The organism is Alkalicoccus luteus (assembly GCF_052061695.1).
Classification (GTDB): domain Bacteria; phylum Bacillota; class Bacilli; order Bacillales; family Salisediminibacteriaceae; genus Alkalicoccus; species Alkalicoccus luteus.
This window is the reverse complement of record NZ_JBPZEY010000015.1, coordinates 1-22,356: the sequence shown is the minus strand read 5'-3', so window position 1 is coordinate 22,356 and position 22,356 is coordinate 1. Positions and strand designations below refer to the sequence as shown.

General features: G+C 51.8%; 22 protein-coding genes. 17 read left to right on the top strand and 5 right to left on the bottom strand.

All coding sequences use genetic code 11. The annotated features are described in order from the left end of the window. Positions 1-463: 463 nt before the first annotated feature. The 5 genes from ACSZLD_RS15735 (at position 464) to ACSZLD_RS15715 (ending at position 4,250) form a co-directional block, all read left to right on the top strand. On the top strand, positions 464-1,663 hold the full coding sequence (locus ACSZLD_RS15735) for an MFS transporter (protein ID WP_444685742.1): 1,200 nt from the start codon (positions 464-466) through the stop codon (positions 1,661-1,663). A 19-nt stretch (positions 1,664-1,682) separates the two neighbouring features. Then, positions 1,683-2,234: a GNAT family N-acetyltransferase gene (locus tag ACSZLD_RS15730; protein WP_444685741.1), complete on the top strand. Its 552-nt coding sequence runs from the start codon at positions 1,683-1,685 to the stop codon at positions 2,232-2,234. A 39-nt stretch (positions 2,235-2,273) separates the two neighbouring features. After that, complete coding sequence (locus ACSZLD_RS15725; protein WP_444685740.1) at positions 2,274-2,819, top strand: GNAT family N-acetyltransferase; 546 nt, start codon at positions 2,274-2,276, stop codon at positions 2,817-2,819. Between the two features lie 118 nt (positions 2,820-2,937). Further along, complete coding sequence (locus ACSZLD_RS15720) at positions 2,938-3,810, top strand: immunoglobulin-like domain-containing protein (protein ID WP_444685739.1); 873 nt, start codon at positions 2,938-2,940, stop codon at positions 3,808-3,810. Continuing rightward, a complete protein-coding gene (locus tag ACSZLD_RS15715; protein WP_444685738.1) occupies positions 3,807-4,250 on the top strand; it encodes a GNAT family N-acetyltransferase in 444 nt (147 codons plus the stop codon). The genes ACSZLD_RS15720 and ACSZLD_RS15715 overlap by 4 nt, the downstream gene beginning before the upstream one ends. A gap of 83 nt (positions 4,251-4,333) precedes the next feature. On the opposite strand, the gene nadA is transcribed toward ACSZLD_RS15715, so the two are convergent. The 3 genes from nadA to ACSZLD_RS15700 are packed head-to-tail and all read right to left on the bottom strand — an operon-like array spanning position 4,334 to position 7,687. After that, entirely contained in the window at positions 4,334-5,449 is a 1,116-nt protein-coding gene (nadA, locus tag ACSZLD_RS15710) for a quinolinate synthase NadA (protein WP_444685737.1), read from the bottom strand. Beyond that, on the bottom strand, positions 5,446-6,282 hold the full coding sequence (nadC, locus tag ACSZLD_RS15705) for a carboxylating nicotinate-nucleotide diphosphorylase (protein ID WP_444685736.1): 837 nt from the start codon (positions 6,280-6,282) through the stop codon (positions 5,446-5,448). The genes nadA and nadC overlap by 4 nt, the downstream gene beginning before the upstream one ends. Next, complete coding sequence (locus tag ACSZLD_RS15700; RefSeq protein WP_444685735.1) at positions 6,239-7,687, bottom strand: L-aspartate oxidase; 1,449 nt, start codon at positions 7,685-7,687, stop codon at positions 6,239-6,241. Before ACSZLD_RS15700 ends, nadC begins: the two co-directional genes overlap by 44 nt. 85 nt (positions 7,688-7,772) lie before the next feature. Between ACSZLD_RS15700 and ACSZLD_RS15695 the strand changes: the two genes are divergently transcribed. From ACSZLD_RS15695 to ACSZLD_RS15680, 4 genes are all read left to right on the top strand, one after another. Beyond that, entirely contained in the window at positions 7,773-8,912 is a 1,140-nt protein-coding gene (locus tag ACSZLD_RS15695; RefSeq protein ID WP_444685734.1) for a cysteine desulfurase family protein, read from the top strand. Continuing rightward, complete coding sequence (locus ACSZLD_RS15690) at positions 8,884-9,420, top strand: transcription repressor NadR (protein ID WP_444685733.1); 537 nt, start codon at positions 8,884-8,886, stop codon at positions 9,418-9,420. Before ACSZLD_RS15695 ends, ACSZLD_RS15690 begins: the two co-directional genes overlap by 29 nt. Before the next feature lie 113 nt (positions 9,421-9,533). Continuing rightward, a complete protein-coding gene (locus ACSZLD_RS15685) occupies positions 9,534-10,667 on the top strand; it encodes an alcohol dehydrogenase catalytic domain-containing protein (RefSeq protein ID WP_377910474.1) in 1,134 nt (377 codons plus the stop codon). Between the two features lie 444 nt (positions 10,668-11,111). Further along, the gene (locus ACSZLD_RS15680) at positions 11,112-11,513 is read left to right on the top strand and encodes a (deoxy)nucleoside triphosphate pyrophosphohydrolase (RefSeq protein WP_377910471.1); all 402 of its coding nucleotides are present in this window, start codon (positions 11,112-11,114) and stop codon (positions 11,511-11,513) included. Here the strand turns inward: ACSZLD_RS15680 and ACSZLD_RS15675 are convergent. After that, positions 11,510-14,314, bottom strand: a complete 2,805-nt coding sequence (locus ACSZLD_RS15675) for a DUF3427 domain-containing protein (RefSeq protein WP_444685732.1) — start codon at positions 14,312-14,314, stop codon at positions 11,510-11,512. The two genes, ACSZLD_RS15680 and ACSZLD_RS15675, sit on opposite strands and share 4 nt — an antisense overlap. Positions 14,315-14,469: 155 nt before the next feature. On the opposite strand from ACSZLD_RS15675, the gene ACSZLD_RS15670 reads away from it, so the two are divergent. The 6 genes from ACSZLD_RS15670 (at position 14,470) to ACSZLD_RS15645 (ending at position 19,708) form a co-directional block, all read left to right on the top strand. Continuing rightward, positions 14,470-15,420 (top strand): GNAT family N-acetyltransferase, encoded by a 951-nt coding sequence (locus ACSZLD_RS15670; protein WP_444685731.1) that lies wholly within the window; start codon positions 14,470-14,472, stop codon positions 15,418-15,420. After that, positions 15,413-15,958 carry a GNAT family N-acetyltransferase gene (locus ACSZLD_RS15665; protein WP_444685730.1) on the top strand — a complete coding sequence of 182 codons (546 nt, stop codon included), beginning with the start codon at positions 15,413-15,415 and terminating at the stop codon, positions 15,956-15,958. Before ACSZLD_RS15670 ends, ACSZLD_RS15665 begins: the two co-directional genes overlap by 8 nt. 132 nt (positions 15,959-16,090) lie before the next feature. After that, entirely contained in the window at positions 16,091-16,873 is a 783-nt protein-coding gene (locus ACSZLD_RS15660) for an ABC transporter ATP-binding protein (RefSeq protein ID WP_444685729.1), read from the top strand. A 21-nt stretch (positions 16,874-16,894) separates the two neighbouring features. After that, positions 16,895-17,863, top strand: coding sequence for an ABC transporter substrate-binding protein (locus ACSZLD_RS15655; RefSeq protein WP_444685728.1), 969 nt, complete (start codon positions 16,895-16,897; stop codon positions 17,861-17,863). Beyond that, positions 17,863-18,627 (top strand): ABC transporter permease, encoded by a 765-nt coding sequence (locus ACSZLD_RS15650; RefSeq protein ID WP_168004497.1) that lies wholly within the window; start codon positions 17,863-17,865, stop codon positions 18,625-18,627. The genes ACSZLD_RS15655 and ACSZLD_RS15650 overlap by 1 nt, the downstream gene beginning before the upstream one ends. 166 nt (positions 18,628-18,793) lie before the next feature. Further along, positions 18,794-19,708: a phosphate/phosphite/phosphonate ABC transporter substrate-binding protein gene (locus ACSZLD_RS15645; protein ID WP_444685727.1), complete on the top strand. Its 915-nt coding sequence runs from the start codon at positions 18,794-18,796 to the stop codon at positions 19,706-19,708. Between the two features lie 320 nt (positions 19,709-20,028). Here the strand turns inward: ACSZLD_RS15645 and ACSZLD_RS15640 are convergent, their stop codons facing one another. Beyond that, positions 20,029-20,475: a winged helix-turn-helix transcriptional regulator gene (locus ACSZLD_RS15640; protein WP_377910461.1), complete on the bottom strand. Its 447-nt coding sequence runs from the start codon at positions 20,473-20,475 to the stop codon at positions 20,029-20,031. Positions 20,476-20,626: 151 nt separating this feature from the next. On the opposite strand from ACSZLD_RS15640, the gene ACSZLD_RS15635 reads away from it, so the two are divergent. Next, on the top strand, positions 20,627-21,151 hold the full coding sequence (locus ACSZLD_RS15635; protein ID WP_444685726.1) for a DUF4242 domain-containing protein: 525 nt from the start codon (positions 20,627-20,629) through the stop codon (positions 21,149-21,151). Between the two features lie 23 nt (positions 21,152-21,174). Further along, a complete protein-coding gene (locus tag ACSZLD_RS15630) occupies positions 21,175-22,221 on the top strand; it encodes an acyl-CoA dehydrogenase family protein (RefSeq protein WP_444685725.1) in 1,047 nt (348 codons plus the stop codon). Positions 22,222-22,356 lie beyond the last annotated feature (135 nt).

Here is a 22,356-nt window from a genome sequence, read left to right as displayed (position 1 = left end):
AGGCTTTTTCTTCACCGTACCCGTGAATATCTAATGCTGCTTTTGCCTCAGTGTTCCTTTCGCAGGTAGTTGTGCAGCTTTCGCCGGCTGTTAAGTTGTTTTTGAAAGGGCGCCCTCTTCAGTACAAAAAAGCCCGTCCGGAATAGAATCCGGCCGGGCTTTCATCATAATTTTTACAGGCTTAATCGGCCGGCGTCTTCCAGTTTGGCATACTTCAGCTTGTGATAGGCAACGGCGCCGATCAGGCCGGCGTTGTATAACGTTTATCGCCTAGAGTAACGCGCGAAAGGCAGCTGTCATCCAATGGCCTGGTAAAAGAGACGTCAAATGTTGGCAGGAATTTTCTCCCACTTATCGAATCAAAAGAGATAGAGCAAAGATGAAGCTGAAACGGAGGGCAGACGCCATGTAAAAGCACCTTTATCAAAAAACATAACTGAATATCGATAAAGGTGTGAAAACTATGCTGATTACAGAACGATCGTTTTTGACAATGTGGATCGGCCAGCTTGCGACGATTTTTGGAAACCGCTTCAGTGAAATTGCGATTCCGCTGATTGTGCTGCAGGTAACGGGGTCACCCCTGCAGGCGGCGCTGGTAGTCATCTGCTCCCAAGCAGCTCCGCTGATCCTTGCGCTGCCGGCCAGAAATTGGATGGAGCGCCGCAGGAAACGTGCGGTGGCGATGTCGGCGGAAGCAGTCAGCTTTACGGTAATGAGTGCATTTACGCTGGCCGTTTTGTTTGACCTGCTTACCGTCTGGCTGCTCGGAGCAGGCTTGTTCGTCATCGGGGCTGCGGGCCTTTTCTTTCGGGTTTCTTTTGGAGCACTAGTGCCGCAGGTTGCAGGACGCAAGCGGCTCGTCGAAGCACACGGATGGTTTGAAGGAGCGGATGCTGTCAGTACCTTTGCCGGTCCTGTTTTAGCCGGAGTGATTTTGTCGGCCTATGGAACGGCTGCTGTACTGGCGGTGGATGCTGCTACGTATGCTGTTTCTTTTTTAGGGATCGCCTTTTTAACGCTGAAGGAGAAACCGGTAGCGAAGCAGCCATCGTCCAAAGAGCCGCTGCTTGCGGGGATGCGCATGCTGATCACGGGCAGTCGCCAACAATTTATCACGATGCAGCACGTCATCCTGAACAGCACCACAACGGCCGCTGTACTGCTCGTCATTATTTATACGAGTGAATCAGTCGGATTTGCCGCCTGGCAAACGGGCGTTGTTCTCTCAGCGGCCGGTGCGGGCAATATCACAGCGGTGCTCCTATTGCGGAGCGTCAGCCGCTTGGCATGGAGCAGCCTCTACGGAGGCCTGATGCTGCTCGCAGCTGCAGGCCTGCTTCTCATCAGTGTGACAGAAGCACTTTTGCTTCTGGCACTTGGCATGTTTTTGTTTGACGGAGCGCTGTCGATGGCATTTGTGCTGAATGGATCTGCCCGTACAGCAGTGACAACCGATGACCGGCTGGCGCGCGTGCTGGCAGGCTCCGCCTTCATCGGAGGGGCCGCTGCCATTGCAGGTAATGCATTTGCAGGAAGTGTATCCGAATGGTTTTTCCCGGCATTTGGATTGATGGGACTCAGCGTGCTGCTCGCTGGAAGTGCGGGCACAAGCTTTTGGTTTCGGGGAGGACGTTCGCCAGTACAGGAGCTGGAACCATAGACAGGAGAGGAGAAGACCAATGTTTACATTCGATATTGATAAAGAGCTGAAGCTGGAGCTTGTGGCGGCAAAGCATAAAAAAGATATTTTTACACTGACGACGAAAGACAAGGCGTATCTTGGAAAGTGGCTGCCGTGGGTCGATCAAGTCGAGCGGGAAGAAGATACGGCTGCTTTTATTGAGAGCTGCAGAAAACGGTTTGCCGGGCAGAAATCGCTTGAGGCTGTTATTTTGTATCACGGGGAGGCTGCCGGGATAGCCGGATTCAATCGGATCGATACGACAAATGGCGTTGCTTCTGTCGGCTACTGGCTCGCTGCAGAGTTTCAAGGGAACGGGATTATGACGCGAACGGTAAAAGCATTGACGGATTTCGCCTTAAAGGAGCTTTCCATGAACAAAGTGGAGGTTCGGGTAGCCGATAATAACCGGGCGAGCCGGGCGGTACCCGAGCGTCTCGGCTTTATCGAAGAAGGAACGATACGCGAAGCGGAGAACCTTCAGAGCGGCATGGTGGATCATGTCGTATATGGCATGCTGAAGCGGGAATGGGAGGCACGAGGCAGCTGATGAACTCGGTGTCAGGCTGCGATTTGAGGAGGAAGGAAAATGGCACAGCTGCCTGAGATAAATCTGTTTATGGTTTGTCATGAACCGAACAGGAAGGCCTTTACGGCATTTCCAAGTGACGTGTCCGTGCGGTCGATGAGAGCGGAAGATTTACCAGCCTGGATGGCGATGCCGTTTGACGATCCGGCAGATGCCAGCGCGTACCGACCGTTTATGGAAGAGTACGTGAAACGCGTCTATAGCTCTGACATGGAGCGCTTCTTCAGGCAAACGACGATTGTGGAAGACGAAAAGCGAATCATCGGTGTCTGTACGAGGTGGAAGGCATACGGCAAGCTGGAAACCGTACACTGGCTGAAAACCGTTCCGGATTGGGAAGGAAAGGGGATCGGAAGGGCGCTGATGACCCAGCTTCTCGAAGAGGCTAAGCTGCCGGTTTACTTGCATACACAACCGGAAAGCTATCGTGCTGTCGGTCTCTATGCAGATATTGGATTTCAGCTTCTAACAGGGGAGCGGTTCGGCACCCGTATTAATCATCTGGAAGAAAGCATGTCCTACTTACAAGCAAACATGAAGCCATAGCTGCATGCAAAGCTGCAGGTAGTAAAGGCTCCAGCTGCTTTTGTAAACATAATAAGAGAGGCTGAAACAGAAGAGTTTTAACAGCGTCTTTTGAATAAAAGAGAGAGGAATGACGCCTATGCGTAAAGCAGGGTTTGGAATGGTGCTGCTTTTGGCCGCCTGCGGATCAGGAGAATTGAGTGCTGAAACAGAGTGGGAAGAAGGGCACGGCGAATTGCCTGAGGCCATCGAAAGTGAATTCGCTCATGAGGAAGACATCCTCGCCTGTCTGCGTGAGAACGACTTGAATCATGGCGCGGATTTCGGTGGAGTACCAGAACCAAAAAAGCTTACCGGAGAATGGTTTCTGCATGATGGTGCTGGTATTTTCGGCTACGGATGGCCCCATGGAACGATGCCATCCGGAACAGCGTACGAAGTGGTCCTGTTTGAGCATGAAGCGGAAAGCGTGGATGTTGATCGGGAGCTGGAGCTGAAGGTAATGGATTACAGCAGCTGTGAAGCAGGAGAAACCATTGTACAGGAGCGTATCGGGATCGGCTCATTCGATCAGAAGAAAACGTTCTTTTCCGGTGAGATTCCCGGACCGGACGGCATGCTCTATCTGTCAGAACTGAGCGTGCTTCATCCTGACACCAGGGAGACAGAGGATACGCTGAGCGGATTTATCTTGACCACACCGAACGAAATTGGAGCAGCGCTGTCGTATGAGAACGATGCAATGATTCTCAAAAACACCGGCCCTGTTCCGCTTGTGACAGGGAGCAATTATACGGTCGAAAAGCGTGTTAACGACACGTGGCGCACCGTACCGACTGAGCAGGCGTTTACAAATGAAGCTATTGTTATTGGCATTGGAGAGAGCGTGGAAGAGCCGGTAGAGCTTCCGGAGCTGACAGCGGGAGAGTACCGCCTCGTCAAGCAGGTCCATCCCGATGGTTTTACCGATGAGGGCATACTGGCCGTGCCGTTCGAGGTGGAGCGGCCATGAAGGTTCAGGTGACAGAAGAGGCGGACGAGGCACTGCTTGCTCGTTTGGAGCCGTTATACCAGCGTGTGTTTAGCGACGTCCGAACGCTTCAGGAAAAAGCAGCTGCAAAGCCTGCTCTGCACGTTACAGCAGCCTGGGAGCGTGAGACTCTCATTGGATTTAAGATCGGGTATAGGACAGGAGCAACGACGTTTTACAGCTGGCTTGGAGCGGTCGATCCGGACCGACGCCGGGCCGGAGTTGGCAGCGCACTAATGAGAGGTCAGCATGAAGCGCTCAGGAAACAGGGGTATATAAGCGTCTGCATGAAAACGATGAACCGCTGGCGCGGAATGTTGATCCTCGCATTGAAGCACGAATTCTTCATCACCGGCACAGAAAAAGGAGAAAAAGGGTTAAAAATAGTGCTGGAAAAAGCGCTCACTAAACCGCAACAATAGCTGTCAGACATTTAAAGAATGAGGCTGTTCCCACGTATAAGGCGGTACAGCCTCTTCGCTATTTCCCGGGAAATAGGAGCATCCTACGATGTTAGGCTCATCATTCGTTCGATAGCGAGCCCGGCATCTGCTGCTATGTTATCCGGTACGCGTATTTCATGAACGATTTTTCCAGATGCAACTTCATCAAGCACCCACGCCAAATGAGGCAGATCAATCCGGTTCATCGTGAGGCACGGACACATATCCGGATTAAGCGACACAATGGACTGCTCCGGATGTTCGGCAGCGAGACGCTGCACGAGGTTCATTTCTGTTCCGACGGCCCACTTTGAACCCGGGGCAGCCTGCTGAATCTGGTTAATAATGTAGGAGGTGGATCCTGCTAAATCGGCTGCCTGCGTCACTTCCCATGTGCATTCGGGATGCACCAGAATCTGTCTGTCCGGTTCTTCGCTGCGAAACTGCTGAATGTGTTCCATTCTGAAATTCTCGTGTACGGAGCAGTGTCCCCGCCAAAGGAGCAGCTCCGCGTCATCCAGTGCCGCACCCGGCTGATCCGGTACCAGTTCGGCACGAATCGGATCCCAGACTGCCATTTTTTCGCGGCTCATGCCTCCTTTATACGCAGTGTTTCGTCCAAGGTGCTGATCGGGCAGGAACAGCACCCGTTTTTTCTGCGAATAGGCCCACGCCATGACCTGCTTGGCATTTGAAGACGTAACGGTTGTACCGCCGTGCCGGCCGACGAACGCTTTTACAGCCGCAGAAGAATTGACGTAGGTAACAGGAAGAATAGTATCTCCATATCGGCCCGTCAGCAGTCCCCAAGCCTCTTCGCACTGCTGGTCATCGGCCATGTCAGCCATCGAGCATCCGGCGCGTAAATCGGGCAGAATCACGCGCTGTCTGTCCGGGGTGAGGATATCAGCGGTTTCTGCCATAAAATGCACACCGAGAAAGATAATCACATCCGCTTCGGGACGGGCTGCCGATTGTCTGGCGAGTTGAAGTGAGTCACCGGTGACATCAGCAAAGCGGATCACTTCGTCGCGCTGATAGTGGTGGCCGGGAAGAAACAGCGAGCTGCCAAGTGCGGCCCGTTTTTCCCGGACAAGTTGCTGGAGCTCGTTATCAGACAGCTGCTTGTATGCAGCGGGAATTGCCGGTGTCAACTGGTCGAACAGCATAGACTTCATCGAACTGCCTCCTTTATTGTCAGTCGCATGCTCATATCAAGAGCAGGTGCTGAATGCGTCAGTGCTCCAAGAGATATATAATCAATGCCTGGAACGGCTGCTTCGCGGATCGTGTCGAGCGTGATCGCTCCTGAACGTTCAATTCGAATGGTTTCAGGCACGAGGCGGGCCCAGCGAATCGCTTCCTCGTTCGTGCAGTTATCGAGCATGATCACGTCAGGTCCGCACTGCACAGCTTCTAAAAGCTCAGCTTCTGTTTCAATTTCGATTTCTAACGCGGTGAGCGGTCCTGCGGTGCGACGGATCGCTTCCGCGGCGTTCGTGATCGACCCTGCCGCTGCAATGTGATTTTCTTTTATCATACAGACGTCATCAAGCCGGGCCCGGTGGCTGACACCGCCGCCGGCACGAACTGCGTCCTTTTCCAGCATACGAAGTCCGGGTGTTGTTTTCCGGGTATCGGTCACCCTTATGCCGGTTCCTGCAAGACGGGCCGCCGCCTGCTGTGTGAGCGTCGCCGTACCGCTCAGCCGCTGCAGCAGGTTCAACAGCACTCGTTCTCCAGACAATAGGGCTGAGGCAGGTCCGTGAAGCAGTACCGCTGTATCTCCAGCCTCTACGTTGACGCCGTCTTCCAGACATAACGACACGGACAGTCCCAGAATAGAAGCCCCGGTATGTATAATGTCATGTCCGTAAAAGCATCCATCTGCCTTCATCATAATCGCGGCTTCAGCTTCTGTTCTGCCTAGTGCAGCTGCTGAGCGGTCTCCAAAGCCGATGTCCTCATTAAAAAACTGGATCAGCTGTTCGCGTAAAAGCAATCGGTTCATGTGTAGTCTCCTTCCAATGGGCGCCAAGCGGCGTATTGTTTTTTCTGGCTGCTTCGGCCATTAAAGTCGCTGTCTGGATCCTATTAGCTGTCTCGAGCGCCGTTGTCTTTTCAAGCGCAGGAGAAAAGGACCGTAAATAATCGAGCAGTCCGTCAAGCGCTGCATTGTTGCGGACCACGCCGAGCCCTTCATGGATGTGACGCTGCAGCTCCTTCACATCCGGCTCTTCAGCAGGAAGTGGAGGGGCGAGCTTTGTCACCCCTTTAAGGCCTGGAATCGGCTCTTCGCGTAAAGCAGCTCCGCAGCGCGTTCCGGTAACGATGGCTTCAAGCAGTGAATTACTTGCAAGACGATTCGCTCCGTGAACCCCGGTACAGGCTGCCTCGCCGACAGCAAAAAGCCCAGGGAGCTCAGTTCTGCCGTCCAAGTCGGCCGGAACCCCGCCCATATGAAAGTGAGCGCCGCAGGCGACCGGGAGACGAAGGCCGGATTTACGGCGGCTCATTTCCTGATAGAGAAACGGGAATCGTTCAGCCAGCTTTTCGACGGCGCTGAGATCAAGCCAAACGCTCCGGCCCTGCTGGCGCTCCTGGTCGACTGCCCGGGAAGTAACGTCTCTCGGAGCCAGGTCACCGCCGTCCTCTTCCCGCATCAATCTCGAGCCATCCTCCCTGCGCAGCACAGCACCTGCGCCGCGGACGGCTTCTGAAATGAGCTGTATGGTGCGCCCGTTTTCGACCCAAAGCGTCGGATGAAACTGCATATATTCCATATCAGTAAGGATCACGCCGGCTCTGGAGGCCATTGCGGCTGCGTCTCCGGTCGTCCCGGGAGCATTTGACGTATAGGGAAACAGCGATCCGCTTCCGCCGGCGGCAAGGATGACAGCGTCGCTTCGAAGCTGAAACCGCTCGCCGCGATGGCGGTAGATGACACCGGTACAGCGTCCGTGCTCGATGAGCAGATCCTCGGCCGGTGCCTGTTCGAGTACACGGACGTGCTTCAGAATGCCGTTTGCTTGCTCCATGAGTCTGGATCCGGTCTGATCTCCTCCAGCATGAAGAATGCGCGGGAGGGAATGGGCCCCCTCCATTGCCAGAGCCGGCGATCCTTCATGATTTTGATCGAACAGATCAAGCTGTTCGGTCAGAAGCTGCTTCCCATTTTGTATCAGCTCCCGCACCCGTGTACCGTTATTTTTCCACGACCCGCACTCCATTGTGTCGAGCCAGTGCTTTTCAACCGAATCATCAGGATGAAACGGCGCGGCAATGCCTCCTTGGGCAAGATAAGAATTGCCGGAGTACCGGCTGTTTTTTAGAAGCACCGTGCAGCTCGCCTCTGGCGGCAGATGAGAGAGCACGCTGCAGGCAGCTAATCCGCCTCCTATTACAATCACGTTCATAAACGTCACCTGTCTTTATAAGTGTCTTGACACTTATCTTTACACAAAACTACACTAAGGACAAGTACTGGAAAGGAGAAGAGCGATGATATATTTGGATCACGCAGCAGGAAGCCCGATGCACCCAACAGCGATAGACACATGGTGCCGGGCACAGAACGAATTTGCCGCCAATCCGTCGAGCCTGCATGAGCCGGGAACAAGGACCGCGCGGCTGTTGGAGCTTGCCAGAAAGGAAACAGCAGCGAGGCTGGACGCAGAAACTGAGCAGCTGTATTTCACAGCAGGGGGCAGCGAAGCGAATCAGTTAGCACTCGGAAGCCTGCTGCAGGGGAAAGACCCGAAGCATGTGGTCACGACAACGATTGAACATCCCTCTGCTGCTTCATTTTTCGGGCGGCTGGAAAGAAACGGAACAGAGGTGACGAGACTCGTGCCGGATCGCAGCGGGGTGCTGACTTCAGAGCAGCTTACTCGCGTGCTGCGACCGGACACGGCGTTGATTTCGATCCAGCTTGTAAACAGCGAGACTGGAATCATGCAGCCGGTTTCGGCATTGAAACAGGCAGCCGGTGATACGCTATTTCATACGGACGCGGTGCAAGCTTTTGGAAAGCTGCCTCTTTCTCTGAACAAGCTGGGAGTGGAGGCGGCAAGCGTATCTGCCCACAAGCTCGGCGGACCGAAGCACATGGGAGCAGTCTATTTGAAAGATCGGATGTGCTGGAAAGAGGTGTGGCCGAATACAACGCAGGAACACGGCTTCCGACCGGGTACGGTTGACGTACCGGGTACGGCTGCGTTTGCAGCTGCTGTACAGGCGTTACCCGACCTTCGCGTTGCCTCCCGGGAAGCGCTGGAAAAGCGGAGGCTGTTCATCCGGGCGCTGAGGCCTGCAGGAGCAGAGGTGGATGAAGCGCCTCAGCAGTCCCCCTATATCATTGGTATTCGTGTGCCGGGTGTTTCAGGTCAGTACCTGCTGGCTCTTCTCGATCGGAAGGGAATTTACGTGTCGACGGGAACAGCGTGCACACAGGGAGAAACCGATGCCTCGATGATGATGCAGGCGCTGCACCCGGACAGCCATGCTGAACGATCGCGGTTTCTGCGGATCTCGTTTACGCATACGACAACGCCGGAGGAGCTTATTCAGGCAGCGGAAGCAATTTGTGATATCGTGGAAGCAGTCAGGAGGAATGAACATGTCAGCAAAAGTACTCGGTGAAGAACGGCGTCAAGCTATTATTCAGGAGCTGAAGCAGTCCGGGAAGGCGCGCACCGGCAAAGCGCTCGGAGATCAGTTCGGCGTCAGCCGGCAGGTGATCGTACAGGATATTACGCTCTTAAAGGCGCAGAACCTGCCGATCACGGCGACGAGCCAAGGCTACATTTGGCGTGATGAAGGAAGCGGCCGGATTGAGAAAATTGTCGCCTGTATTCATCCCCCGGAACGGACAGAGGAAGAACTGCTGCTGTTGGTAGACCACGGCGTGACCGTGAAGGACGTCCGCGTGGAGCATCCCGTCTACGGAGATTTGCGCGCGAGCATCATGGTCAAAAACCGTCGTCAGGTGCAGCAGTTTCTTGAAAAAGTTCGCAGGACCGAAGCAAGCTATTTGTCTGAGCTGACCGACGGCATTCACCTTCATACGCTGGAGGCGGACACCGAAGAAGAGCTGTCTGAAGCCGTTCAGGCGCTGAAGCAAGCCGGTCTGCTGCTTCACGAAGCGTAAAAATACCCCTGCTAGGACAAACTGTTCAATATGCCCATTTTTTGTTTTACTTTCCTTTCGTTCGTGAATGGTACATACAATAAGCCCATTACCATGGATGAAAGGATGGTTCGATGAAAGCTGTAACGTATCAAGGCAAGGATCACATGGAAGTAAAAGAAGTAGAGGCCCCGTCGATTCAAAAAGATACCGATATGATCGTGAAAATCACCGCCAGCGGTATTTGCGGCTCTGACCTGCATTTATACAAAGGCGGAATTCCCGCACCGCAGGATTATATCGTCGGGCACGAGCCGATGGGCATCGTGGAGGAAGTCGGTCCAGGCGTTGAATCCTTGAAAAAAGGCGACCGCGTCGTTATTCCTTTTAACATTGGATGCGGGCAGTGCCACTTCTGTCAAAATCAGATGGAAAGCCAGTGCGACGAGTCGAATCCGCACGCGGAAATGGGCGGTCTGTTTGGATTTTCGGAAGACTTCGGCAGTTTCCCAGGCGGACAGGCGGAGTACCTGCGCGTTCCGTATGCAGATTTCACGTCGTTTAAAGTGCCGGAAAACAGCGAACTGGATGACGAAAGCGTGCTGTTTTTATCCGATGTTGTCCCGACCGCTTACTGGAGCGTGGAAAACAGCGGTGTTTCCTACGGTGATACCGTCATCGTACTCGGCTGTGGACCGGTCGGGCTGATGACGCAGAAGTTTGCCTGGCTCAAAGGTGCTGAACGCGTGATCGCGGTGGACCACTATGAATACCGGCTGGAGCATGCCCGCCGCACCAATAACGTGGAAACGTACAATTTTGAGAAGAATCCGGAGATCGGCAAGCTGCTTCACGAAAAAACAAAGGGCGGCGCACAGGTTGTCATTGACTGTGTCGGTATGGACGGCACTGTGCCGCCGGGAGTGGAGCACGGATCTGATGGAGACAATCAGTTTGGTACGATCAGCCCGATCATTACAGCCTCCCAGGCCGTTCAGAAATTTGGCGTCGTGCAGCTAACCGGCGTCTATGGTACCGAAGCCAACAATTTCCCGATCGGCGATTTCTTCACCCGCAATGTCGCGCTCACGATGGGACAGGCTCCTGTCATTCACATGATGCCGGCACTGTACAAAATGATCGAGAACAAGCTGTTTGATCCGAAAGATATTATCACCCATCCAGTTCCGCTCGATCAGGCAGCAGAGGCATACCGCATGTTCGATCAAAAGGAAGAAAACAGCATCAAATTCGTGCTGAAACCATAAGCAGAAGAGGCTTCCGGCTGATGCCGGGAGCCTTTTTTGGGGGCGGAAGGCGGCACTCTTTCTGATGGGAGCAAGGCTGCTGCAGGGAAAGTGTTTAACCTCTCGTGTAAAAGCGTTAACTTGGCTCATGAAAGCTTCAACTTCAGCTGCAAAAGCATTATCCTCGGACGGAAAATGTTTACGAGCATCAACTTAGGACTGCTATAACGAAAAAACGTTCATTCAGAGCGGCAAAACGTTCAACATTTGCCACAAACGTTTAACTTTTTTTCGGAGTCATGTCCTAATAGGTCAGCCAATACATACAAAAGAAAAGCCTTACGTAATGGTATCAAACGTTGCCATAACGTTAATTGTCTGATACTGCATGTAGCCGGTTGCGTTTTTTCATCAAACGCGTTTAGATAAATAGAAGACGATATTGGAATGAGGAGTTGTACATACATGAAAAAACGCGTGAAAGTAGTAGCAGCTGTAATTGAAAATAGTGAAAGTGAGCTTCTCTGTGCGCTGCGGAGTCACGACATGTCACTGCCTAACGTTTGGGAATTTCCCGGTGGGAAAGTGGAAAACGGTGAAGATCTTGGCACAGCGCTGGAGCGGGAAATAAAAGAGGAGCTCCACTGCAGCATCCGAGCTGGTGAACTCCTCCATACACACGTTCATGAATATGAAAAAGCGATCGTCGAGCTTAACTGCTTGAGCGCAGTGATTGAGAAAGGGGAGCCTCACGCATCTGAACATGCTAAGCTGCTCTGGCTGCCTAAAGAAAACCTGACCTCCCTGCATTGGGCTCCGGCAGATATTCCAGCAGTTGATTTTCTTACAACAAAAGTCAGTCGCTAAACCTTTTCGATCAGCTCTTTATACAAAATCGACGGGAGAGGCTGCTTCAGGTGCATGCGAAACTGGATGGGTCTGCTGCCGCTCGCTTCAACCACTGTCAATTCTCCGACATAAATAAACGGCTCCGTTCGATTTCCTTCGATTGATTTATACTTACGGACAAACAAATGCAGCCTGTAGCCTCTTGCTTCGTGTTCCATTATATTGCGCCCTCGCAGCGAATCTGGCGTCATATTATTTGGGCTGTCCCAAAGAAACGTTGAGCGGTCAAGGAACTCATCGTGATAGTTCAGCCGCTCTGCAACGTCCGCGTCTTTATGCAAGTCGACATACAAAAAATAATCTTTCTCATTGGCCAGCAGACCGGATCCTCTGAAGGAAGAGTGGGTCTTAGAAAAATTGGATAACAAAGCGGCGTCTTTCATTTGGTATTGTGCTCCTACCTTTAAAAAGGGCAGTCCATGATCGGCAGAACCGAAATCACGCTCGTAGCGGTGCAGACCATATTCGATCACATCATGAAGGCGTTCATAGTTGTCCCGACTTTCTAGCAAGTGTGTAAAATGTTCGGTTCTTACTAAGCAATCATGCTGCCACTCTGCTAACGCAGGTGAACGCTGCTGCTCTCTTTTATCCATATACTGCTGTGCAACTGTGTTCATGGCATGGGCGACAGATGAAGGTGGTACCGTATCCAGCCAGTGCAGAATGGCGGCTTCTGCATCCTCCCTTGTTAACTTGTCTTTTGTCATTAACGCATCCAGAAGTGCAAATTCATGCGGTCTCTTTAATGGAAGGTGGCTGGAAAGGGACTTGTAGACAAGCTCCGAGGACTTTTCTTCAAATGGAATCTGAAACAAATCGTTCTTTTCTACTTTTGCTAAAAAATGAAGATAGCTGCCGCTTTTTTCGATAAATGGTATCGGATCCGGAGCGCCGTCGTACGTAAAATAATCCATTAATGCGCTAGGAGCTTTGCCATTGCGAATCTGTTTAAACTGCAAGTACGCCTCTTTTAAGTATTTCATGCTGAAAAAGGATTCCTGATCAATTTGCGCAATGATCCGCTCCTTGGCAATCCGGTCCATTTGAATATGAACGGGGGCCGGAACAGTCGCAAAATCGGTTGCAACAGCAACTTTTAAGCTTTCCTTATCGTAGTAGCGGCTACCGTTTAACGCGATAGCGACTAGAAAGGCGCGGTTATGATTGCCGATGAAATCGAGTACGGTCAAAAATTCTTTGTCCGGATGCTTTCGAAGGCCGCGGCCAAGCTGCTGAATAAATACAATTGGAGATTCTGTAGGACGCAGCATCAGAACAAGGTTCACACTCGGGATATCGACACCTTCATTAAAAATATCGACAGTGAAAATAAATTCAAGAGGGTCGTGCTCGTCTTCGAGTTTTTCAATCATTTTTTTTCGCTCGGGTGCAGGATCATCACCGGTCAGGGCAATGCTCGGCACCCCGGCCTGGCTGAATGCATCCGCCATATAGATAGCATGATCAATGTTGACACAAAAACCGAGCCCTCTTCGTACAGCGCCATCATGCTTGTAAAAATACATATTCGTTAAAATATGTTCCACACGAAAGTGCACTTGCAGTCTTCTGGAAAGCTCGGCTTGATCGTTCGGTGCAACGTCGTCTAAACGAATGCCATCTACATCAGTGATGCCAAAATAGTGAAAAGGTGCAATCATTTCATCCTTCAGTGCGTCATGAAGCCGAACTTCTGCTGCTACGTTATGATCAAACACTTCAAATACAGAAGCTTCAACACTGCGCTCTGGAGTCGCCGTCATCCCGAGTGCAAAAGCTGGATGAAAATAGTCCATCACTTGCTGATATTGAGGTGCGGTTGTATGGTGAGCTTCATCGTAAACGATGTAATCAAAATGGGCAGGATCAAACTGGCTGTAGTGATTCGCCATCGTGCGTATGTTAGCGAATAGATAATCAGCCTCGGTATCTTTTCTGGAGCCGGTCATCAGGCCAAACGAGTGTTGCTGGTGAAGCAGGTGTGAAAAGGTTTCTTTCGCTTTTACTAAAATGTCTTCACGATGAACGAGAAACAGGAGGCGTTTCGGCTGTGTTTTTTGCACATCGAAAGCAGCCATGTACGTTTTCCCTGTTCCAGTAGCAGCAATAACCAATGCTTTGTTTTCACCAAGAGATCGGAGGCGCTCTAGGCTTTTCATTGCCCGGCTCTGCATGCTGTTCGGTGCGATGTACGCTGGAAGTGTATGCAGGGACTGCTGACGCTCTTTCACTTGTCGTGTACTTCGATAGATGTTTCTATATTGATCAAGAAAGTCTTCGGTCGGAATCTGACTTCGATTCCACAGCGTTTGATATTCTGTTAATACTTGCTGTACGAACGATTCGTCCTTTTTAGAGATGATTTCGACATTCCATTCGACATTTGTTTTTAATGCAGCTCTCGTTAAATTAGAAGAACCGATTATTATTTTGTAATGCTCTTTGTACTCAAATATGTACGTTTTTGTGTGAAAGCCACCGTTTTCCTCAGAATTAAACATCTTTGTATCGATGAACGGAAAGGCCGACAGTCGTGCTACAGCCTCTGGATCAGTGAAGTTCAAGTAGGTGGAGGAGAGAATGCGACCCGATTTGCCGCGCTCCCCTGCTTCTTTTAACGTATCAAGCAGTAGCTGTGCACCGCTGTATGTTAAGAATGCGACTCCGAAATAAAACCGTTCGCATGTCTCAAGCGAGCTGGTAAGCTCCTTTAATAAATGTTCAGTACCGCCATTAATTAATAAACGTTCTGTCATCGGGCTCAGCCCCCAGTCTTTAAAATCCTGTGCTCTTCCATTGTAGAGAATAATAAAGCAGGATAAAACAACAAACATGCAAAAAAAAGGAAAATAGAGCAAAGAGTCGAACGTGAAGGTATAGACGGAATTCGGTGAGAAAGGAAACGATGCAGATGTTGTCATTGAAGCAGGTGAATCAGAAGTGTGTTCAGGATTTTTTGCGGGAGCGCTGGGGCGGCGAAGAAATGGTGCTCTCCGCCGGCACGTTCCGCTATGACGAGCTGGATGGATTTGTGTATGAAGAAAATGATCAGCTGACGGGGATCGTGACATATGCCAAAGTCGATCATGAGCTGATGATCATTTCCTTAAACAGCGAGGTGCCAGGCAAAGGCATTGGAGAGCGGCTGCTGAAGCGGGTCGAGCAGGAAGCGATAATGGATGGATTTGCTGCCATAACCGTTTTAACGACAAATGATAACGTACGTGCACTTGCGTTCTATCAGAAAAACGGGTTTCGCCTCACGCAGGTTATCGTGGGTGCTGCAGATGAGGCGCGCAAACAAAAGCCGTCTATTCCATTTACAGGTGATGGCGGGATCGCGGTGCGGGACGAGTGGAAGCTTGTGAAACGCGTAGCAGGAGTCCAGCTGCAGCCGTTCGACGAAACGTTCCGCGATGCACTCAGCCGGTTCGAGCTCCCGGATGAGCAGCACGTTTTTACCTCTCTTCCGCTGAGAAAAATAGCAATGGTACCCGATGCACATCACGTCGTCGTAGTGAAAGACGGGGAAGCGGCGGGGTATTTCTGCCTGGAGCAGGGGGAGAAAAAAGACCGTTATACGGCCAATCCTTCAGCTGTGCTGCTCACTTCTTTCTCTATAACTACAGCGTTCCAGGGAAAAGGTGTGGCTGCTAATGCTCTTTTAGAGCTCAAAGACTATGTCCGGCTCCATTTTCCTCAGGTGAATGAAGTAGTGCTTGGTGTGAACGAACGTAACAAAGCGGCACAGTCGCTGTACCTGGGCTATGGTTTCACTGATCAAGGGGAGCGATACGAGGGACCGAAAGGGCGGCAGCTGGTGCTGTCGATGCCGATAGTGAGGGAGGAAACCTATGTTTAAGCGCGATCTGGGGGATGGACTGAAGCTGACGCTGCTCGAAAAACGTCATGCAACGACTTTGTTTGCGGCCATTGATCAGAACCGGGAAAGCATCGGCGCCTGGCTGGCGTTTCCAATGCATACAAAGCAGGTGAGCGATACCGAGGCCTTCATCGAACGATCGCTTCTCCGTTGGGCGGAGGAGGATGGCTGGTGGGCGCTCATCTGGGACGGGGGCCAGCTTGTCGGATCAATCGGGCTGCTCTATGTCGACCAGGATACGGGAAAAACAGAGCTTGCTTACTGGCTCGTGAAAGAAGCTGAAGGAAAAGGCATCGTGACCCGCGCGGCGAGAGAATTCATACATACCGCGTTTGCAGAATTAGAATTAAACAAAATCGAGATCGGTGCAGCTGCGGGAAACGAACGAAGCGCTGCCGTAGCAAGGCGGCTCGGTTTTCAAGAGGAAGGAACGATCCGCAGCTACGAAAAGCTGCACGGCCGCTTTCTGGACCGCACGATTTTCGGACTGCTTCGAAGCGAGTGGCTGACCTCGTAACGCAGCACAAGACTGCTCTCATACAGCCCGTCTCTTTTTAGAGAACGGGTTGTTTTTTCTGACCAGGTATATTATGATAACCTAAAGCAAAGTAAACAGGTATGTATTATAAATAATGGAGGGGATTACGCCGTGGCAGACACCCTGGTACATGTGCAACAGCTGCAAAAATCCTTTGTCAAAAACGAAAAAGCCGAACTCGTGCTGAAGGATATTTCGATGGAAATTAAAAAAGGGGAAACAGTTGCCGTGCTTGGGAAAAGCGGCTGCGGTAAAAGCACGCTCCTCAACTTGATCGGCGGCTTTCACGAACCGACAGAAGGAACCGTGCTGTTTGATGGGGCGAAAGTGCAGGGACCGTCGAGAAGAGCGATTATGCTCTTCCAGCACTATGCGCTGCTGCCGTGGAAAAACGTGCTTGCCAACGTGGAGCTCGCGCTTGAGCCGGAAGGATTAAACGCTGACGATCAGCGGGCTCGTGCAGAGAAATACTTAAAACTTGTTGGATTGGAAGACAGCCTTGGCCAGTTCCCGTCAGAACTTTCCGGAGGCATGCAGCAGCGTGTGGCCATCGCCCGCGCGCTTGCGATTCAGCCGGAAATGATTCTGATGGATGAGCCATTTGCGGCACTCGATACGTTCACCCGCTATTATTTGCAGGATGAGCTGCTGCGGATTCAGCAGGAAGAAAAGACGAATATCGTGCTCGTCACGCACGACATTGATGAGGCCGTTTATTTGGCGGACCGGGTGTTCATCATGGACGCAAATCCCGGCAGAATCCGCCGCACGGTGCCGATTGAGCTGCCGAAGCCGCGGGACCGGAGTGACCGGGATTTTCAGTATTACCGCAGGCTCATTTTGGATGAATTCAATTTCAGCCGCCAGGAAGAGCAGCTTGAATACAACATTTAACGTCAGGCAGGAGGATAAGGCATGAAACGTCGCAAGCAATTTTTCATGAGCTGGGGGCTCGTCTCCTCGCTCATTATTACAGGATGTGCCCAGCCCGGCGGAGGCCAGACGGCAGAAGGAGAGCAGGTGATCCGCATTGGTCACCTGCCGATCACGCATGCAGCTCCTGCTTATTTTCTTGATCACTATCAGGACGAGCTGCTGGATGGGGTCGAAGTCGAGCTGATCCGCTTCAGCAGCTGGATTGAGCTGATGGATGCGCTGAATGCCGGCCGTATCGACGGCGCATCGGTGCTGTTTGAGCTGGCGATTAAAGCCCGCGAACGCGGAATCGGCATCGAAGCTGTGGCCCTTGGACATCGGGAAGGAAACCCAATCATCGTAGACCCCGAGGTGGATCGTGTAGAAGACCTCGAGGGCACGACCGTTGCTATCCCGCACACGCTTTCTGCGCACAATTTGCTGCTGGATGAAATGCTGCAGCGGGCCGGTATGGAGTATGGCGATGTGAACGTCGTGGAAATGCCGCCGCCGGAAATGCCGGCAGCTTTATCAGAAGGGCGGGTATCAAGCTATATTGTGGCAGAGCCCTTCGGAGCGCTCGGGGTGCAGAACGAAGTTGGCGAAGTGCTGTACCAGTCAAATGATTTTTGCCCGGATAACTGCCTCTGCTGCGCCCTTGTCCTTCGCGAGGACTTTATGGAGGAATTTCCGGACGCTGCCGATGAATTTATGCAGGGGTATTTTGCAGCGAGCGAACGTGCCGGTGAAAATTCCGAAGAGTCTAGAGCCGTGCATGCGTCGTATCTGCCGGTAGAGGAGAGTGCGCTGGAGCTGTCGCTGGAGTGGATTTCCTACAGCAACCTCGACATTGAAGAAGAGGAATTTGATTACCTGCGCCGCAAGCTGGTAGAAATGCAGCTCGTCGATCAGCCGCCGCGCTATGAAGAGCTCGTGAATCGGACGTATCTGGAAGGCAGGGAGAGCTGATGTCATTTTTCAAATCACTAGGGTATGCAGCCATCGCATTCGTCGTCGTTATCGCAATCTGGCAGACTGTCGTCCTCGTCGGAGATTATCCGGAGGCGCTTTTGCCGTCACCGCTCGCGGTATTTTCAGGCATCGTTTCCATCACGGTTGACGGGACGCTGTTTGAACACGTCCGCATCAGCCTGTTCCGCTTCTTTACCGGCTATATCAGTGCCGTTGTCGTCGCGGTCATCTTAGGGCTGCTGCTGTCGCAGTCCACGCACGTATGGCGCATCGTTGATCCGATCGTGCAGGTGCTGCGCCCGGTCGCGCCGGTCGCCTGGTCACCATTCATTGTACTCTGGTTCGGTATCGGCAATATGCCCGCGATCGTGATCATTTTCATCGCCGCTTTTTTCCCGGTGCTGCTGTCGACCGTATCTGCGGTGAAAAAAATTGATCCGACCTACGTGAAGCTCGCGCGCAACATGGAGTTAAGCCGCACATCGCTGCTGTGGAAAATCATCTTTCCGGCATCGTTTCCGTACATTGCAAACGGCCTGCACATCGCGGTAGGGACGGCCTGGATTTTCCTTGTCGCAGGGGAAATGATCGGCGCCCAGTCCGGTCTTGGATATTTGATCGTCGATTCCAGAAACGCCCTCGACCTGGATCTCGTACTGGCCGGCATTTTCTTCATCGGGATTCTCGGCTTGATTCTCGACAAGTCCCTCGGATTGTTCGAGCGCTGGATCGGCCGGCAGTGGGGGGCGAAAACATCATAGGAATACGAAGAACCGGCCTAAGCGCCGGTTTTTTCGCGTTCAGGCAAGCTCCGGCCGTTCATGATTCCTTCATAAACTTGATTCAATCTTTATCCGTGCTTTACATGAGCTTGATAATCGTCCTGTAAGGTGGAGGCTGAATCAATTCATGATGGGGGAATGAAGTGTGAAGCGTTATGTGTACATGTTCAGTATCTTGACAGGAGCAATGCTGCTGTCAGGCTGCGGAGACGATGATAACGAAGCCGCAGAAACAGAAGGAAACCCTGATGAAATTGTCATGGGGTTTGTGCCAACAACCGATTCGGATGAGATCGCCTCTACTGTGGAGCCGCTTGCCGAACGCCTTTCAGAAATATTGGATCGTCCGGTTGAGGGGACGGTCATGACCAGCTTCTCGGTGCTCGTGGAAGCGATGGGCAACGGCCAGGCACATATCGGATTTCTACCGGCCTTCGGCTACGTGCAGGGAAATGAAGAGTATGGCATTGAGGTTATGCTGAAGTCCGAGCGTGACGGGGCGGATTCCTATCGAGCTCAGTACGTCGTGAGAGCAGATTCCGGACTGGAAACATTGGAGGATCTGGAAGGAACACAGTGGACGTTTCCGGACGTTGCTTCTCCTGCCGGCTATCTGTTCCCGGCAGCTCATATTGGTGAAGAGATCGATGGTGTTCAGGACGCAGAAACGGAATTTTTCAGCGGCGTGCTTGAAGCCGGTTCGCATGACAATGCCTTGATTGCTGTCATGGAAGGCGAAATGGATGTGGCAACTACGTACGAGGACGCAAGAGAGGTTATGTTGGACGACTATCCAGACGCTATGGAAGACTTAACGGTGATCGATTATACAGACAACATTCCGAATGACACGATCAGCATCATGCCGGAGCTAGATGAGGGGCTCGCAGATGACATCAAGGAAGCGTTTCTGCAGTTCAATGAAGAGGAAGAGATGATTCAGATCATGAACGTTGTGTACCGCTGGGACGCTATTGTCGAAGCGGAAGACAGCGACTACGACATCGTGCGCGAAACGTACGAAGCTTTCCGTGATGAAATCGACGTCGATGACTTGTAATCTGTTAGTTGAAGCGCTATGAAGGAGGCTTTCGGCTGAAGCGGCGAGAGACAGCCGCCTTGGAAAGTAACGTAAGTAGGGCGGAAAGCGATTTAACGCCGCGTGAAACGAACGTAACTCTGTTCAAAAGCAACTTTGCAGCGGGCAAAAGTGATTTGCGCAACTTAACAGGCCCTTATAACGAATAAAACAACTTAAGCTCTCTCAAAACGAACACAAAACCGAACAAAAGCAACTTTCACCATGAAAAAGGGAGGCCCCGATTCGGGACCTCCCTTTCCTGCTTTTCTATCACAGGGGCATGGACTCGGAATTGTACGTCAGACGGTTTCGGTTACGGTAAGCTTTTCCGGTGCGACGGCATCTGCATCGACGCGCGTTTCGCAGGAAGGGCAGTAGTAGCCGATCTCGACTTCCGTACGGCATTCAGTATGAACGAGCTTTTTGTAGCACTCATCCAAATGATCCCGTCCCCAGACAAGCATGGCATCAAAGACGGTCGTAAAAGCACGTCCGCTTTCGGTCGGTTCATACGCATAGCGCGGCGGATGCTGGGAATAGATCGTACTCGTAATTAATCCGAGTTCTTCAAGGTGTTTTAAGCGATCGGAAAGCACGTTCGCTGAAATGACAGTTAACTCCTGCTTCATCGCATTAAAGGTAGACCGGCCGACGAGCACTTCGTGCAGGACGAGCATCGTCCATCGGTCTCCAACGAGATTCAGCGTCTGGGCGATGTTGCACTCCAGCGGATAGCGGTTCTTCATCAGGTCAGCCTCCTGTTTTCTAAGTTGCACTTAGTATATCAAAAAACTCGGAATTAAAAAAGTGTGGTTGGGTTGTTTTTTCTAACTTAGTCCTGTATGATAAAACATATAAGATTGATAGGAATAATTAATTCAAGGAGGATTTTATCATATGGCACTGTATCTCATTGAATCATCATTAAACGAGGACGTAAAAACGGAAGAAGCATTTGAAGCAAAGGTGGCACAGCTGCAGGAGAAGCTGCAGGAAGAACTGATTGAAGTGCAAGTTTCCGCTGACTTCGGCCGTGCATTTTTTATTTTTGAAGCAGATGACGATACGCTGCTGGAAATGAACCTGCAGGCGCAGGGACTGCCGGTTGATTTGAAGAAAGAGGTCCGCATCGTCGGTCAGGATCTGGAAGAAGCGAAAAAGCAGACAGATAAAATCAACTATCTCGTCGAATGGAACCTGCCGGAAAACCTGACGATGGACGCATACCTGGAACGTAAAAAGAAAAACTCCGTTCACTACGCGGAAGTACCGGAAGTGCAGTTTTCCCGCACGTACGTCTGTGAAGATATGAGTAAGTGCCTCTGCTTCTATGATGCACCGGATGACGAAGCCGTCGTTCGTGCCCGTGAAGCAGTAAAAGCACCGATCGACAGCATCACGCAGCTTTCCAAAAAGAAGTAACATTTTGAAAGGGGAATCCGACCGTGCAGACAGTACACCAGGAAGAAGTGCTCAGCAGTCTCCTCCAGGAGGAATTGAAGCCGCTCGTCCGAGCCGTGGATGAGAAAGCGTACTATCCAGAATCGTTTCTGCTTTCTCTGGGCCGTCACGGCCTGTTGTCTTCAAAAGGGAAAACGATCGCCGAAGCCGCGCAGTCCGAGGCGGAAGTCGTACGGGCGGTATCCTCTGTCTGCATGACGACCGGTTTTAACCTCTGGTGTCACCTGGCAGCTCTCACGTATGTGCGCCATACGGACAATGAGGCACTGCGCGAGCGGTTTTTGGAGCCGCTTGAAAACGGTGAGCTGCTCGGTGCAACCGGACTTTCCAACCCGATGAAATTTTACGCTGATCTGGAAAAGCTTCATCTTCGCGCGGAGCGTGTAAAAGGCGGATACGTGCTGAACGGGGCACTGCCGGCAGTCTCCAATCTTGGCGAGGGCCACTGGTTCGGTGCGATTGCGCACGCTGAGAATACGAGGGTGATGGCGTTTATCTCCTGCGATGCCAAAGGCCTCAGTCTAAAGGAGAAGGTCTCCTATCTTGGCTTAAACGGAAGTGCGACGTACGCCTGCAAGTTTGAACATGTCTTCATCCCGGATGAACAGATTTTAGCGGAGGATGCGGACACCTTCGTTCCGAAAATGCGCCCGTACTTCGTCACGTACCAGGTGCCGCTTGGAATTGGAGTCACAGAAGCGGCGGTTGCATCAATGAATAAGTGCAGCAGCAAGCAAAACGGCGCCAACGCTGTGCTGCCGGTTCAGCCGGAGCATATTCAGGAGCGGCTTGACCACGTCAACCAATCGTTTCGCGATCAGCTTGAGCAAGGCGTGACGTGGAAAGGGATTCTGGAAGTGCGCCGCAGTACAGTCTATCTGACGCTCGATGCGGTGCAGGCGGCGATGATGCACGCAGGCGGCTCGGCGTATCTGCAGACGAGTGCAGACGGAAGAAGGCTTCGTGAAGCATATTTCTTCCTCAACCTGACTCCGACAGCACGTCATCTGGAGCGAATGCTGGCCAATTAGATTAAGAATAATAAATGGGGCTGTCCCATAAGTCGATATTATCGACGGGACAGCCCCTTTTTATGTATAGAAGTAATTTTATAGAAGGAAACAGAAAAAAATCGCCGAACCTGTGTGTGTAAGCGACAAAACCAA